The 16,662-nt window shown below is 48.3% G+C and carries 12 protein-coding genes; 10 read left to right on the plus strand and 2 right to left on the minus strand.

Annotated elements, in window-relative coordinates:
- Positions 1-68 precede the first annotated feature (68 nt).
- Positions 69-485, plus strand: coding sequence for a YlbF/YmcA family competence regulator (locus H509_RS0111580; RefSeq protein ID WP_051287118.1), 417 nt, complete (start codon positions 69-71; stop codon positions 483-485).
- A gap of 107 nt (positions 486-592) precedes the next feature.
- On the opposite strand, the gene H509_RS0111585 is transcribed toward H509_RS0111580, so the two are convergent.
- Positions 593-1,591, minus strand: a complete 999-nt coding sequence (locus tag H509_RS0111585; RefSeq protein WP_028545236.1) for an electron transfer flavoprotein subunit alpha/FixB family protein — start codon at positions 1,589-1,591, stop codon at positions 593-595.
- Between the two features lie 25 nt (positions 1,592-1,616).
- Positions 1,617-2,432 (minus strand): electron transfer flavoprotein subunit beta/FixA family protein, encoded by an 816-nt coding sequence (locus H509_RS0111590; RefSeq protein ID WP_051286962.1) that lies wholly within the window; start codon positions 2,430-2,432, stop codon positions 1,617-1,619.
- A 229-nt stretch (positions 2,433-2,661) separates the two neighbouring features.
- Here H509_RS0111590 and H509_RS0111595 point away from each other — a divergent pair, with 229 nt between their 5' ends.
- The 9 genes from H509_RS0111595 to H509_RS24990 all read left to right on the plus strand — a co-directional run bounded on the left by H509_RS0111595 (position 2,662) and on the right by H509_RS24990 (position 16,353).
- Complete coding sequence (locus H509_RS0111595) at positions 2,662-4,905, plus strand: (Fe-S)-binding protein (protein ID WP_028545238.1); 2,244 nt, start codon at positions 2,662-2,664, stop codon at positions 4,903-4,905.
- A gap of 248 nt (positions 4,906-5,153) precedes the next feature.
- Entirely contained in the window at positions 5,154-7,556 is a 2,403-nt protein-coding gene (locus H509_RS0111600) for a 3-hydroxyacyl-CoA dehydrogenase/enoyl-CoA hydratase family protein (protein WP_036696965.1), read from the plus strand.
- 18 nt (positions 7,557-7,574) lie between these two features.
- Positions 7,575-8,825 carry an acetyl-CoA C-acyltransferase gene (locus H509_RS0111605; protein WP_051286964.1) on the plus strand — a complete coding sequence of 417 codons (1,251 nt, stop codon included), beginning with the start codon at positions 7,575-7,577 and terminating at the stop codon, positions 8,823-8,825.
- Position 8,826: 1 nt separating this feature from the next.
- A complete protein-coding gene (locus H509_RS0111610) occupies positions 8,827-10,626 on the plus strand; it encodes an acyl-CoA dehydrogenase family protein (protein ID WP_028545241.1) in 1,800 nt (599 codons plus the stop codon).
- A gap of 75 nt (positions 10,627-10,701) precedes the next feature.
- A complete protein-coding gene (locus H509_RS0111615; RefSeq protein WP_028545242.1) occupies positions 10,702-12,408 on the plus strand; it encodes a long-chain-fatty-acid--CoA ligase in 1,707 nt (568 codons plus the stop codon).
- Between the two features lie 90 nt (positions 12,409-12,498).
- Positions 12,499-13,002: a PaaI family thioesterase gene (locus H509_RS0111620; RefSeq protein WP_245596029.1), complete on the plus strand. Its 504-nt coding sequence runs from the start codon at positions 12,499-12,501 to the stop codon at positions 13,000-13,002.
- A gap of 110 nt (positions 13,003-13,112) precedes the next feature.
- Positions 13,113-13,667 carry a cysteine hydrolase family protein gene (locus H509_RS0111625; RefSeq protein ID WP_028545244.1) on the plus strand — a complete coding sequence of 185 codons (555 nt, stop codon included), beginning with the start codon at positions 13,113-13,115 and terminating at the stop codon, positions 13,665-13,667.
- 44 nt (positions 13,668-13,711) lie between these two features.
- Complete coding sequence (locus H509_RS24985; RefSeq protein WP_211234328.1) at positions 13,712-15,217, plus strand: nicotinate phosphoribosyltransferase; 1,506 nt, start codon at positions 13,712-13,714, stop codon at positions 15,215-15,217.
- A gap of 146 nt (positions 15,218-15,363) precedes the next feature.
- On the plus strand, positions 15,364-16,353 hold the full coding sequence (locus tag H509_RS24990; RefSeq protein ID WP_051286967.1) for a serine/threonine protein kinase: 990 nt from the start codon (positions 15,364-15,366) through the stop codon (positions 16,351-16,353).
- Positions 16,354-16,662: the final 309 nt, after the last annotated feature.

Below are 16,662 nucleotides of genomic sequence, written 5' to 3' on the forward strand. Positions count from 1 at the left end.
GGTTCTCGTTGGCTGAACATATACAGGATTCGCATCAGGAACATACGCACAACCATACCGGTTGTGGCATGCCTTCCTTTAATACGCGTGACCTGCTCGTGCGCGAAGATATTATGGAAAAGGCCAAGCAATTGGCCGATATGATCTGCACGACGGAAGAAGTAAAGCAGTATCAGCAAGCAGAGAAGCAGATTCAGAACCACACGCACATTCAAGAAGTGATTGCCAAGTTAAAGAAGAAGCAGAAAGAGATTGTTGCATTCCAATCTTTCAAAAATGATCAAATGGTTGAGAAGATTGAAGGCGAGATCAACGAACTGCAAGATGAACTGGATAATGTGCCGCTTGTGGTGGAATTCCAACAAAGTCAATCCGATGTAAACTACTTGCTGCAACTTGTGATGTCTGTTGTAAGAGACACTGTATCCGAAAGGATCAATGTGGAAGCGGGCAAAGAATCCGACCCGGACACGTGCAGTGATTAACAGGCCGCTTATGATGGGGTTGGCTTGAGATTGATAGCACAAGTGCCCCGTATATACGAATAATAGGACGCCCCCGGTACAATTAGTATCGGGGGTGTTTTGCTGCATCACGTTAACATTTTACGAAACTCGGATGTTAACAGCGGGATGATTTCAAACAAGTCACCAACGATGCCATAATCAGCCACTTGAAAAATAGGAGCCTCGGGATCGATGTTAATGGCTACAATTACACGCGATTGGCTCATGCCTGCGAGATGTTGAATCGCACCGCTAATCCCACATGCAAAATAAATTTCAGGGGTGACTACTTTCCCTGTCTGGCCTACCTGAAGAGAGTAGTCACAATACCCAGCGTCACAAGCCCCCCGTGACGCCCCGACAGCACCGTTTAATACAGAAGCCAACTGCTCCAAAGGTTTAAAGCCGTCTGAGCTTTTGACGCCACGCCCGCCTGATATAATGATTTTGGCTTCAGTCAAGTCGATCGCGCCAGACATGCGCTGGACCACTTCATGCACGACAGAGCGTAATGATGGGGAGGGAGTAGGGAGAAATGTTTGCTTCACATTGGCGATATCCGTAGACACCCTGTCCTCCAGATGGTCAATTGCTTTAAAGTTGTTAGGACGAATCGTAATAATCCAAGGAGTTGCCCGGTCAACAAACCGCCGCGATTCGAACGCTTTGCCCGCATACACAGGTCGACGGAAGGTCCAGCCAGCCTCAGAAGCTTCAAAGGAAACGACGTCAGACAATTGCCCGCTTTTTGTATGGGCCGCCAGCATAGGCGCTAAATCTCTGCCCATCGCTGTATGGCCAAGCAAAATAATATCCGGTGACGCGATATCATTAAACGTACGAACTGCCGCAAAATAAACTTCAGGCTCATAATATTTATACGATTCATCATCTGCGATGATCAGCTCTTGAATTCCTGTCTGCATGAGTGTGTTGCTGACGGCATCCAATTGATAACCGATAAGTAAAGCTACAATTCGATCCCCAGGCGAGTAGAGTAATTCCGCAGCATGAAGTGCTTCGAAGGTTACTTGCCGCAATTGATTACCTCTCATTTCTGCAATGACTGCTATCGTGCGTCCCATGTGATCGCACTCCTTTCATCTATCGTTATCCGATACATTTGGCTTCATCACGCAAACTTCGAATTAACTGTTCAACCTGCTCAGCAGGACTCCCTGCGAACAGCTTGCCAGACAGACGGGGAGGCGGGAGCTCGATGGAGGTCCGCAGCGTACCGACTGCTTGGGAGAAGTCAGGGTACAACGTCAGTGCATCAATTTGGGTAAGCGGCTTCTTTTTAGCTTTTATAATGCCTGGGAGTGAAGGATAACGCGGCTCATTTAATCCTTGCTGTGCTGTAAACAACGCAGGCAGTTTCACTTCAAGACGTTCCGTATCTCCTTCGGCGTCTCGATCGGCTTTTACACGTTGTCCTTCCATTCGTACAAGCTTCGTAATAGCGGAGACGTGCGGAATGTCCAACAGTACGGACAAACGAATCGCAACTTGAGCGCTGCCTTGATCCACGCTAAAATGGCCTGCTAACAGCAACTGCGGTGATTGATCTTTAAGCACCGCGTGTAGCAGGCTTGATACGACATGCTCGTCAAGCTGCTCGGCAGCACTATTTTCAACATAAATGAGTATCGCTTCATCTGCCCCCATAGCCAAAGCTGTCCGTAACGCCTCCGCACAACGTTCAGGCCCGACAGAAATGACGGTTACTTTTCCCCCATAAGCTTCCTTCCAACGCAGTGCTTCTTCAACGGCATATTCATCATAAGGATTTATGACCCATTTTACACCGTCTTGACGTACTTGTCCGTTAACTATGCTCACTCTTTCCTCCGTATCAAATGTTTGCTTCATCAAAACAACAATATCAAGCGGTGAATGAGCTGATTCATTACTTAAAAAAGTCATAACACACCTCGATTCTGCATCATTGGTCTTAGTACCTTCACTTCATTCATTACTTGTCTATATATATGTGGAAAGGCAACGAACATTTCTTCATCAAGCATTTTTTACGTAATAAGTTCATATCCATCAACCATAAGGGCGATTACGAGCTCAGAACGTGTAGCGCCGTAAGTTGTCCTATTAGCACTATGATGATCATAGATTGGCAGAAGAGAAGAAGGGGGAGATGATGATGCTTCTGCTGGTCAAATGGATGTTAGGTCTGTTATTGATGTCAGTCGGAATCGCCATGTTTGTACACGTAATAAGGTTGCGCTGGCAATACGTACGACTGGGTATGCCTTCTGCTGTTAAGGGAAACGTGAGCGGCAGGGTATGGCAAGCCTTAATAAAAACATTGTCTCAAGGGAAGTTATGGAAAGATTGGCGAAGCGGTCTGATGCATCTGTTTTTGTTCTATGGATTCCTTCATCTACAGATCGGAGCGGTTGATATTATATGGAAGGGATTAACAGGTCATCATCTGCCACTGCCACAATATGAGGCGTTTGTTGTGGCACAGGAGTACACGGTTCTCCTTGTGCTTGCCGCAATTTTGTACGCAGGGTACCGCCGTTATGTGGAGCGGCTGGCGCGACTAAAACGGGGCCTGAAGCCTGCCTGGGTCCTGATCTTTATCGTCTTGCTGATGGCAAGTGTAATTGGAACGATGGTGTTTGAGCGCGCGTTGGAGGGTGCAACAGATGTGACAGGGTCGTTGACAGCTTGGATAGCTTCCGTAATCGTACATTCATCACTGGTTGTATTGACCATTGGTTATGAAATTTCATGGTGGCTTCATCTCGTGGTGCTGCTTGTTTTTTTGGTATATGTGCCGCAGTCCAAGCACTTTCATCTAATCGTAGCTCCAATTAATCTGGGTCTCCAACGTTCGTTGCCTAATATTGGAAAGTTGGAGCCGCTTGATCTGGAGCAGGAGGAAGCGGAAAGCTTTGGTGTTGGTGCTATTGAGCAGTTTAGGCAGGATCAGCTTGTTGATTTGTATGCCTGTGTAGAATGTGGCCGTTGTACGAACGTATGTCCCGCTGCCAGTACAGGAAAGTGGCTGTCACCAATGCATTTAATTACAAAGTTACGCGATCACTTAACAGAAAAGGGTGCTGCCGTCACTTCAACTACACCTTGGGTTCCTGCTTTACATGCTGGTGTTATGACACATCGATGGGTAAATAGGGGCTCGAATGAAAGTGTAACGCGTGGCCAGTTATCGGATGAATATGCACAGGCTGGGTTGGGGCAAGCAGGTGCTGTTGAATTACAAGGTGGGGCCGGGAAGTCCGCGGCGTCTATCGCCTATACTTTATCGATTCAGAAACAGCAATGGGTTGGTGAGCGCTCACCAATTACTTCAGTGGAACCGGCTCATGACGCACGATCATTGGAATTAATTAGTGATGTAATGTCTGAACAAGAACTGTGGGCTTGCACAACGTGCCGAAATTGCGAAGATCAATGTCCTGTCGGAAATGAGCACGTGGATAAGATTATCGACATGCGGCGTTACCTTGTGCTGACACGTGGCGAGCTGCCAACGGATGCCCAACGGGCCATGACGAACATTGAACGTCAAGGCAACCCTTGGGGCATCAATCGGAACGATCGACATCAATGGGCACTGGAATGGGAGCGCAGCAGTGGTCGTCATGTACCCGTAGTAAAGGAAGCAGCGGCTTACGATTTACTGTTGTTTGTCGGCTCAATGGGGGCGTATGATCGTCGCACCCAACGTGTCATCCGCTCGCTAATTCGGCTCATGGAGGCTGCTGATATTCGGTACGCAGTGCTTGGCAATGAAGAACGCAGCTCGGGAGATACCGTACGGCGACTAGGCAATGAATTTCTGTATCAGGAACTGGCGCGCGACAATATTGCCTTGTTCCAGAAATATGACGTCAAGCAAATTGTGACCGCTTGTCCTCATACCTATCACACGATAAAGAAGGAATACGTTGATTTCGGGTTAAGCGCGGAGATCGAAGTGTACCACCATACCGAATGGTTATGGAAAATGTGGCGTACAGGGCGAATTCAGCTTACACATGCGGTGAAAGAAAAAGTGGTCTGGCACGATTCCTGTTATCTGGCTCGGTACAACAACATCGTTGCTGCACCACGCGAATTGGTAAGCGCTATTCCCGAGCTAACACTTGTGGAGATGGAGCGGCACGGCAAAGATGCGATGTGCTGTGGAGCGGGCGGCGGACGGATGTGGATGGAAGAAACGGAGGGCAAACGGGTGAACGTGACCCGTGTGGAGCAGGCATTACTTACGGAGCCGACTGTAATTGGCAGCGCATGCCCGTATTGTTTGACGATGATGGAGGACGGTACAAAAAGCCTAGAGCGTGATGAGATACGATCTTATGACATAGCGGAACTGGTAGCGATGTCTGTCCTTGGCGAACGTGAGTAACGTTTGACACGACTACGACTAGATAGAGTTGGTTATTACAGTTCCATTCTTATTACGCTAGCCTGTAAGGCTGTACGATACGATCACACTCGACATGAAGCTCCACCATGATAAGCATAACACAAGTTGTTTTCCAATATAGCAGTAATAAGGCTTTAAACGTGGTCAGGGATAACTAACGAATGAATCAAGCAAGAGCAGCCAGCTCAACGAACGATTGATTTTTAGAACGTAAAGGAGTGAACGATGTGGCGTTAAAACGATGGAATGAGGTGCGTACCGCCGCGGTAATCGGATCAGGAGTTATGGGGGCTGCGATCGCCGCACATTTGGCGAATGCAGGCATACGATGTTTACTGCTTGATGTCGTGCCAAACTCCATAACCGTCGAAGAAGAATTAAAAGGACTCACTCTAACAGATAAGGCTGTACGTAATCGCTTAGCCGCACAGGGGATACGGCGACTGAAGCAAACGAAGCCATCACCTTTGTATATGGAAGCGTTTGCGGATCGGATTACAGCAGGCAACACCGAGGATGATATGACTCGTTTACGAAGCGTAGACTGGATTATCGAAGCGGTAACGGAACGTCTGGATATTAAACGTGTCGTATGGGATGAAATCGAGGCGCATTGGACGCCGGGCACACTTGTCAGCTCAAATACTTCTGGTATTTCGTTGACTGCAATTGCTCAGGGTCGCGCTCAGGCGTTTAAGGAATCGTTTGTAGGCACTCATTTTTTTAATCCACCACGATATATGCACTTGGTTGAAGTCATACCGACAGTGGATAGTGCTCATGACACAGTGGAGCAGGCACGTGAATGGTGCGAGCGCAGACTCGGCAAGGGAGTCGTTATCGCTAAAGACACGCCTAACTTTATCGCCAACCGTATTGGGACCTACAGCCTTGTAACTACACTTCAAGAAATGGAACGTGCAGGCTTAACGATCGAGGAAGTTGATGCGATAACGGGACCAGCGATGGGCAGGCCCAAAAGTGCAACCTTCCGCACGCTCGACCTTGTCGGACTGGATACGTTTATGCACGTAGTTGGTAACTTGACAGAACATGCGCCAACTGAAGCTGAACGTCAATTGTTCAGGCTGCCGAACTGGTACCACAAGCTGGTAGAACAAGGTCATATCGGAGAGAAGGCAGGTCAAGGCTTTTATAAAAAAGAAGGCAAGGGCCGCATTACAGCACTTCGCTTCGATACGATGCAGTATGTAGACAGACAGCCTGTTCAAGCGGCTTCGCTTGAAGCTGTAAAGCGGGCTAAAGGAACAGGGAACAAGCTGCACGCCCTGCTAAATGCCAAAGATAAACACGGCACTTTTGCCTGGGATACGACCAAACAGATGTTGGCTTATTCGGCTTCGCTAGTTGGTGTTATCGCAGATGATATTCAAGATATTGATCAAGCGATGCGCTGGGGCTTTAATTGGCAGCTGGGTCCATTTGAAATGTGGGATGCGATTGGTGTCAAGGAATCAACGGCTCGGATGCAGGCCGAGGGGATAGACGTACCTGCTTGGGTGCTGGAGTGGTTGGCGGCAGGGCACGACACCTTTTACAGGAAGCAAGCGAATGGGGGGATATCATATGCCCATCTTGGTACTTATCGCGACGTCGTAACTTCCCCTCAACATATTTCGCTGCGTGAGCTTAAAGAAGCTGGCGCAACCATTGAAAGCAATGCGGGCGCTAGTCTGATCGACCTTGGTGACGGCGTAGCTTGCTTAGAATTTCATTCACCGAACAATGCAATCGGTGGAGATATTTTATCGATGATTCAACGCAGCGTAGCGCTTGTGGAGCAGCAATATCGAGGCTTAGTGGTGGCGAACGAAGGCAAGCATTTTTGTGTCGGCGCTAACATTATGCAGCTGCTAGCTGAGGCCCAAGCGGAAGAATGGGAAGAAATTGACGACATTATTAAGCATTTTCAGCAGTCGATGCTGCGGCTGAAACGATTGCAGAAGCCAGTCGTAGCTGCCCCACACCAGATGACGCTTGGCGGTGGTGTCGAAGCGTGCTTGCCGGCTGACGTTATTCTATTTAGCGCGGAAACCTACTATGGCCTAGTGGAGACAGGGGTCGGTTTAATTCCGGCAGGCGGCGGCTGTAAAGAGTTGCTACAGCAGCTCTCGGCCAAGTTTTCTCATGCGGATGATGATCTGACGCCGCATGTGCTGCGAATATTTGAGACGATAGCAATGGCTAAAGTGTCCACAAGCGGCTTTGACACAGAAAGGCTTGGCTATAGAAGACCAAAAGATGAGGTGTTAATCGACAGTAAGCGCCGTATTTATGAAGCTAAACAAATGGTGCTTGCCTTGGATGCCGCTGGATTTAGCAGTGAGCCTTCATCCGTTATTCGAGTGGCTGGCAGAGAAGCCAAAGCTGCAATGAAGCTGGCTATCCAAGGCATGCGTGAAGGTGGATACATAAGTGAGCATGATGCGCTGATCGCGAATAAACTTGCTCATATACTGGCAGGTGGCGACGTGCCGAGCGGTGCACTTGTGTCGGAGCAATATGTGCTCGATTTGGAGCGGGAAGCATTTTTGTCGTTATGCGGTGAACAGAAGACACAGCAGCGAATGGAGCATATGCTGCGTACCGGTAAGCCATTACGCAATTGATGGAAGGAGAAAGAAAAGATGAGGAAGCCATCTTCAGGCACAAGAACATCGATACCGACGCATCGTGAAGCGGTGATCGTAGCTGTGGCACGAACAGCTGTTGGCAAAGCAAAGCGTGGAGCGCTCGCTGAAACACGCGCAGAGGATATGGGGCGAGCTGTGATTGAAGCTGTACTGGAGCGGGCGTCTGGAGTAAGTCGCGAAGATATTGACGACGTCATCCTTGGCTGTGCAATGCCTGAGGGCGAGCAGGGGCTCAACGTTGCACGCATTATTGCGTTGTATGCCGGCCTGCCTTCATCCGTGCCTGCGGTGACGGTAAACCGCTTTTGTTCATCAGGGCTGCAGGCGATCGCTTACGCAGCTGAACAAATTCAATCCGGAAGTTCAGATATTGTTATTGCCGGTGGGGTAGAGAGCATGTCGCACGTGCCTATGACCGGCTTCAAACTTGCGCCGCATCCGCGAATTGCAGATGAGATGCCGGAAGTATACATCGGCATGGGCCATACGGCGGAGCGAGTTGCCGCTCTATATGGCATTAGCCGCGAGCAGCAGGACGCCTTCGCCTTGAACAGCCATCGCAAAGCAGCAGCAGCGCAAGCCGCTGGTCTGTTCAACGATGAGATCGTGCCTGTTCAGTCCCTTCATTCTAAGGAATCGCCGAGTGGCCATTACACGCTTCATTATAAGCCTTTCGAGCATGACGAATGTGTTCGCTCAGATACGAGCATGGAAGCTCTTTCGCGGCTGAAGCCTTCGTTTGCAGCCAAGGGAACGGTGACAGCAGGCAATTCATCACCAGTAAGCGATGGTGCCGCAGCTGTGCTGGTCATGAGCCGTGAACGCGCCGAGGCGCTTGGCTTGGAGCCGCTTGCGACGTATCGAGGCTTCACGGTAGCGGGAGTGGCTCCTGAAGTAATGGGAATCGGCCCCGTGGAAGCGATCCCGAAGCTGCTGCGACAAGTAGGTCTCGACAAGAAAGATATTCAGCAATATGAAATAAACGAAGCGTTCGCGGCGCAATGTCTGGCCATTATAAAGCAGCTAGAGCTGGATGAGGCGCAAATTAATGTAAATGGCGGTGCAATCGCACTGGGACACCCACTTGGTTGTACAGGAGCTAAGCTGACGACGAGCTTGGTGCAGGATTTACGTCGAAAAGGAGGCGGATTCGGTATTGTATCGATGTGCATCGGCGGGGGTATGGGCGCGGCGGGTCTGTTCGAGGTTCATGCGCCAAAAGCATCAGCAGAGGAGAGAGAATGAAATGGAAGCAAAACAAGAAATTTCAAAACCTGTGGGCGGCGGTTTCTTGCTGTCGGATTCTGTACCTGATCAAATTATGACACCAGAAGATTTTACCGAGGAGCAGCGCATGTTTGCGGATACAACCCAAGCCTTTGTGGAAGGGGATGTTCTTCCGAACGACGAGCGATTAGAAAAGCTGGATTATGAGCTGACAGTTGAGTTGATGCGCAAGGCAGGTGAATTGGGGCTGCTGGCAGCAGATGTGCCAGAGGCTTACGGTGGTTTAGGTCTTGATAAAGTTAGCTCTACGATTATTAATGAGACGCTGGCGCAATCCTCCTCATTTGCGCTTTCGATCGGTGCGCATGTAGGCATTGGCACGCTGCCTATCGTATTTTTTGGCTCGGAGGTACAAAAGAAAAGGTATTTACCTGAACTGGCATCAGGCGCCAAAATCGCCGCTTACTGCCTCACAGAGCCAGCATCCGGATCAGATGCACTAGGCGCGCGCACGACGGCGAAATTGTCGAAGGACGGCAAGCACTATGTGCTGAACGGCTCCAAAATTTATATTACGAATGCAGGCTTTGCGGACTTGTTTATCGTCTATGCCAAAGTAGACGGCACTCAATTCACGGCCTTTATTGTGGAAAGAGAGTTTGCTGGCTTTACGATTGGTCCCGAAGAGAAAAAGATGGGGATTAAAGGCTCCTCCACATGCCCGTTATATTTTGATAACATGCCTGTCCCAGTTGAGAATGTGCTTGGTGAGATCGGCAAAGGTCATTTAATTGCTTTTAACATTTTAAATATCGGCAGATTTAAGTTGGGGGCAGGTTGTCTTGGAGCTGCAAAGGAGTCGATTCGGTTGGCGTCGTCGTACGCCAATGTGCGGACCCAATTCGGAAAGCCAATTAGCCATTTTTCGCTTATTCGCCAAAAGCTGGCGGATATGAATACGATTACGTATGTACTGGAAAGTATGGTTTACCGTACTTCCGGTTACATCGACGGGATGTTAAGTGGTATGGATCATCAAAGCGCAGACGCAGGCAAAGCATCCGCCAAGGCGATTGCAGAATATGCGCTCGAGTGCTCCATCAATAAAATATTTGCTAGCGAGGCGCTCCAATTCGTCGCAGATGAAGCGGTGCAAATTCACGGGGGGTATGGGTATACGCAGGAGTACAAGGTCGAACGTATATATCGTGACGCACGTATTAACCGCATATTTGAAGGGACTAACGAGATCAATCGCTTACTCATACCTGGGACACTGCTCAAAAAAGCGATGAAAGGTGAGCTGCCTCTCATAGCACGCTTGGAATCGTTGCAGCAGGAATTGCTTGCCCCACTCCCGCCAACAACGCCAATTCATGATTCCTTGTCCGAGCAGAGTGAATTGCTGTCACGGTTAAAAACGTTATTTTTATTTGTTGGCGGAAGTGCTGTTCAGAAATTTGGTCAAAGTATAGATGAAGAGCAGGAGGTGCTGGCACATTTATCGGATTTGATTATATCGATTTATGCTGCTGAGAGTGCCTTGCTGCGTGCTGCGAAGCTCGCTGAACGCGGCGGGGAAGAAAAGTCCGCGTTAGCTGCTGCAATGACGTTAATTTATTTGCGCAACAGTGTCACTGCCGCGGAAGGTATTGCGAAAGAATTGCTCGCCTATATTTCGACGGGGGATACGTTAAAGACACAGCTCTCCATTTTGAAAAAATTAGTTCGCACCTCATCCACCTCCTTAATTCCACTAAAGAGAGCTATTGCCAGCCAAGTCGTTACGCAAGAAGGATATGTCACTGTCGCTACGTAGTCTATCGCGACTGTACTGTACAGCAAAGAATGACAATGGCCGCTCGTTCGCGGCAGGAAGGAGTGGATAGTCATGATGGGGGATCAACCGTGGCTTGTCCATTATCCCGCAGAAGTCGCACCGACCTTCGACTATCCGAAGCACAACGTGGGGAGGCTGCTAATTGATGCAGCCTCTCAATTTCCCACACATACAGCAGTAGAGTTTATGGGGAGTAAGCTAACGTACCAGGAGTTACTGGAAGCGGCTTACCGCTTTGCAGACGGACTGCACAGCCTAGGTGTCAAGTCAGGCGAGCGTGTTGCCATCATGCTTCCGAATTGCCCGCAGGTAGTGATTTCCTATTTTGGGACGCTGCTGTATGGAGGCATTGCGGTAATGACGAATCCGCTCTATATGGAGGGGGAACTGACACAGCAATTGTCAGACTCAGGAGCAGTTGTTATCGTTACACTGGATCTGCTAGTTCAGCGTGTCCTCCGAGTTAAGCCGCATACACAAGTCCAGCACATAATCGTGGCATCAATTGCTGAATATTTACGATTTCCTAAAAATTGGATGTACCCCCTGAAAGCAAAAAAGGACGGTCAGGATTTGCAAGTACCAAACCTTCCGTCTGTTTATAAATTTAAAGCTTGGCTAAAACGAGGCGCCCCTCATCCGATATGTAGAGAGGTAGATGCTGAGCGTGATATAGCCATTTTGCAATATACAGGAGGCACAACTGGCATCGCCAAAGGTGTCATGTTAACCCATTATAATTTGCTCGCAAATACGATTCAGACAGCGAACTGGTTTTATAAAGCTAGAAAAGGTGAAGAAGTATTTTTGGCGGCGCTGCCCTGCTTTCACGTCTTTGGCTTGACGGTGCTGTTGAATCAGGCCGTATACTTGGCAGGACAAATTGTGCTGCTGCCGCGATTTGATCCGAAGCAAGTGCTTGCGGTTATCGAAAAGAAACAAGTGTCTATTTTTCCAGGGGCACCGACGATGTATATTGCCATTAACCATCACCCTGAGGTGAAATCATTTAATATTAGCTCTATACGTGCATGTGTAAGCGGTTCAGCGCCGCTGCCGCAGGAAGTGCAGGAGCAATTTGAGGCGTTAACCGGAGGCAGGCTAATTGAAGGATACGGTTTAACGGAAGCTTCCCCTGTCACCCATGCAAACAATGTGTGGGGGTACCGGAAGTTGGGTTCAATCGGAATACCGTTTCCAGATACAGAGGCCAAAATCGTAAATGCCGAAACAGGTGAACAACTGGCCGTTGGCGAAATTGGTGAGCTGATCGTTCGCGGTCCGCAAGTGATGGTGGGGTATTGGCAGCGGGATGCTGAGACGGCATCAGTACTTCGTGATGGGTGGCTGTATACAGGCGATATGGGGAAAATGGACGCGGAGGGCTTCTTTTATATCGTAGACCGGAAAAAAGATATGATCAATGCGAGTGGGTTCAAAGTGTATCCACGTGACGTGGAAGAGGTGTTGTTTGAGCATCCAGACATTAAAGAGGCCGTCGTCATTGGTGTTCCCGATGCTTACAGGGGAGAAACGGTGAAAGCCTACGTTATTGTCAAGGATGGCTCAGATGTGACGGCTGAGCAAATTATTGCGTGGTGCAGGAAACATCTTGCAGCTTTTAAAGTACCACGCCAGGTCGAATTTAGGACTGAGCTGCCAAAGACGATGATTGGCAAGGTGCTTAGGCGCAAACTGCTTGAAGAGGTTACACAAGAGCAGCTCAAGCAGGACATGGCAGCTGAAAAAGGGAATGATTAGACAGAAGAGCTTGATTGGACGTGTTGGAATGGGGTAATGTAGCAGTAGATAGCATGTGAATTAGAAGGATTGAAGATTCATTCATAGGTGATGACTAAAGCCGGTCGTTGTGGCAACGGCCGGTTTATGTACAGCATGATCGGTGAGAGTCTAACCCTTAACGTATACAAGCGAGGTGTCAGCATGGGATATACGCAGGATGATTTAAAGGCGATGGAAAAGCAGGCACAAGCAACATTTTGGGGGTACTTGGGCTGTGAAATCGTTAGTTTGACGGATGAAGAAGCGATTATACGGTTAGCGCTAAAGCCGCATCATCTCAATATGATGGGAATCGTTCACGGTGGGGTCACTTCCTCTTTGATCGACAATGCGATGGGTTTGATCACAAACGCAGTGCGTCCAGATTCACCAATGGTGACGAGTAATTTAAATTTACATTTTGTAGCGCCCTTAACGGGAGAAGTGCTGGAGGTGAGGGCTCATATTATACATGAAACGCCCCGCTCGCTTACTTGTTATGCAACAGTAACCGATGAGTGCGGTCAGGTCGGCTCGATTGGGACGGGAACATTTCGAGCGAAGCGCAAATAGATGCAATAGCATTTTACTACGTTGGAAGTTGACTTTTCGGTTTAATTTGTCATAATGACGTTAATCTATAGCATTTGAACTGACTGAGACATATAAAAGGAGCGCGTGCCATGAAAGCACTTATTGTTATTGATTACACGGTTGACTTTGTAAATGGCAAGCTGCCGTGCGGTGATCCAGCCATCGCGATTGAGAACAGGGTGGCTGCACTTGTGACGGAATTTGTTCAGCGTGGGGATGAGGTCGTCATGGTCGTGGATGTGCATGATGAACATGACCCTTATCATCCAGAGACGAATCTGTTCCCACCGCACAATATTCGAGGCACTTCAGGCAGAGACTTGTATGGTAAAGTGATGCATGTGTACGAGACATCTAAAGCGCAAATATATTGGATGGATAAGACACGTTATAGCGCTTTTTGTGGTACGGATCTGGATCTTCGACTTCGCAGCCGAGGGATAACAGAAGTTCACCTCGTGGGGGTATGCACTGACATTTGCGTACTTCACACGGCAGTAGAAGCGTACAATTTAGGTTATAAAATCGTTGTGCACGAAGACGCTGTAGCTACATTTAACGGACAAGCTCACGAATGGGCGCTTCAGCATTTCCGCAACTCACTCGGAGCATCGATTGTGAGACAAGGTGTAGCAACAGTTTAATCCATCATATCGATGTTCAACTAGAGGAAAAGAGGATTATGATCATGAATACATCAATGGCCTTACATACGGATAAATATCAAATTAATATGATGTACGCACATTGGAAAAACGGCACGCATAACCAACGGACGGTGTTTGAGGCATTCTTTCGCAAAATGCCGTTTGGCAACGGCTACGCTGTATTTGCCGGTCTGGAGCGTATCATTGAATATATGGAGAATCTCCACTTTACAGCAGACGATATTGACTATTTAAGTTTGCAGGAAGAGCAGTATGATGCTGCGTTCCTGGAGGAACTACGAGCATTTCGGTTTACCGGTCACTTGGACGCAGTTCAGGAGGGCACACTCGTATTTGCGAACGAGCCGCTTATTCGTGTTGAAGGCAGAGTGTTCGAGACGCAGCTTATCGAGACGGCTTTGCTTAATTTTATGAACTTCCAGACGTTGATTGCGACCAAAGCGTCCCGTATCAAGCAGGTGGCCAAGGACGACATTTTGATGGAATTTGGAACTCGGCGTGCCCAAGAAGCGGATGCTTCCTTATGGGGAGCACGTGCCGCTTATATTGCGGGCTTCCACGCCACTTCCAATATGTTGGCTGGCAAGCGCTTTGGCATCCCGACGAAAGGTACACATGCGCATGCGTGGGTGCAAAGTTTCACGAATGAGCTGGATGCGTTTGAAAAATTTGCAGAAGCGCTGCCTAATCAGGTCACTTTATTGGTGGATACTTACGATACGCTGCACAGCGGAATTCCGAATGCGATTCGTGTCGCACAAGAGCTGGAGCGGAAGGGAAAACGGTTGCTTGGCATCCGCCTTGACAGCGGGGATTTGGCTTATTTATCCATTGAAGCGCGCAAGATGCTGGATGCGGCTGGCTTAACGGATGTGCAGATCGTTGCTTCGAATGATCTGGATGAGAATACTATTTCAGATCTGAAAATGCAAGGCGCGAAAATTAATAGTTGGGGAGTAGGGACGCAGCTGATTACGGCCTCCGACCAACCCGCCCTTGGTGGTGTGTACAAGCTGGTGGAGAGAGAAATTGATGGCAAGATGGAGCCAACAATTAAGATTTCAGCCAATCCAGAGAAGGTGTCCTATCCGGGCAAAAAAGATGTATACCGTATTATTCATCCGAAAAAGAAAAAGGCGATCGCGGATTACATTTGCTTGGCCACAGAAGATGATGTGGAGCGTCAAGCAAGGCTCAAGCTGTTTGATCCGCTGCATCCTTATATGCATAAACATGTAGACCATTATTTGTCTGAGCGGCTGCTACAGCCTATTTATGAACAAGGCAAACTTGTATATGAACGTCCGTCATTGGAAGACATCCGCACCTACCATCAGAAGCAATTAAAACGATTCTGGCCGGAATATTTGCGGAAAACAAATCCAGAGCCCTACCATGTCGATTTTAGCATGGAGGCTTGGAATTTAAAGCGTGATCTGATTGAAGAGCATGTGCAGGAGAAAGCGCAGTGGCGGGCGGAGCGCCAAGAGCATGATACAGAAGAGGTGCACGACGACGATTTATAAATGTCACCACTTAGATAGAACGAATAGCTACCATTTGGCTGTGTAATGTTGTCTAAGTTTTGTGGTTACGATTAGTACGGCAATCAGGTCTATGATCGATAAGTGGTTTGTGACTAACAGTAGAGCGAGCAAGCGGGGGATCAGACATGAAGACAGATAAGGTAATGTGTTTAGGCAGAAACAGCTGTCTGAACGAGACTTATCACATTAGGAAAGTCATTTCGAAAAGTCAACTGTCAATCGTATATGCGGCTCGTCACAATGAGAGCAAGCTTACTTATGTGATCAAGGAATTTTTTCCAGATGAATTAGTGAACAGGGAGATTGATCGTCGTTCTGTAAAGTGCAAGCATTCCGCAGTCGTTACACAATTTGAGTCGCTTAAACGTTCGTTTGATCAAGAAGCAGCATTGCTAGGTGAGCTTAAACATCCCAATATTGTACAACTTGTGGACCATTTTGAAGAGAACGGCACTAGTTACGTAGTAACGGAATTTTGTCGCGGTGTAACGTTGGATCATTATTGTGGATCAGATGGTGGCGGGTTAACCGCTGAATTTCTGTCGGGTACGATGTTATCGATCATCGACGCGTTAGCGTATATCCATAAACAAGGTATTATTCACCGTGCTGTTGAACCTAGCAATGTAGTCATTGGAGAGAATGGACAAGCCAAGCTTATCGACTTTGGCTCAGCGGTACGTATTCCGTGCGCAGGTGCGGGCAAGCCAGAGCAGGCTATCGTTACGTCAACCAGCTATTCACCGCTTGAGCTGTATTCGCAGAAATCGGAACCAAGCAGTCTCGTTGATATTTATAGTTTGGCGGCCACCCTTTATTTTTGTTTGAGCGGCGCAGCGCCTAAAGATGTAAAGCAGCGTCTGTTTAACGACAGCCTCGAATCTGTTCGAACTAGAAATCGGGTCGTGAGTCCAGTGCTGTCAAGTGTGATCCAATGGGGACTGGTCGTCAGGACAAATAAGAGATGCCCTTCGCTGCATTGGTTCAAAAAAGCGGTGTACGTTGAGGGGCTTATATGGAAAGGAAAGTCACGGTGGCTTCCGCTTCAAATGGGGAGGGGGGGTAATTCCAGCCCGAAATCGGATCGGCAGCGATCATTGCCTAAAAGGAGTTGAGCGGGCAAGAGGCGCTGGCTCTATTTCAAACCTGAAACGGATAGTTATGTACTTGGCGTAGCCCATATTTATCGATTGTAAATCAACGCTTTATGGCGCGGTTATTTATCCTCACATGTAATGGACCATTTGATATGTTGTCATTATAGGTGGGGATTTCTTTTTGTTTTGTGTGGAGTGATCTGTATTTTGCGTTTGTGAGATTTGTTCGAGCGCTGTTATGGGGACGTAGAGGAAAATAAGTCTTGTACTTGTCACATTGCATTCCATAGGCGATACTAAACATAAGTGGTTAGGTTAATGTTGCTT

The organism is Paenibacillus taiwanensis DSM 18679, from assembly GCF_000425125.1.
GTDB classification, from domain to species: domain Bacteria; phylum Bacillota; class Bacilli; order Paenibacillales; family Paenibacillaceae; genus Paenibacillus_B; species Paenibacillus_B taiwanensis.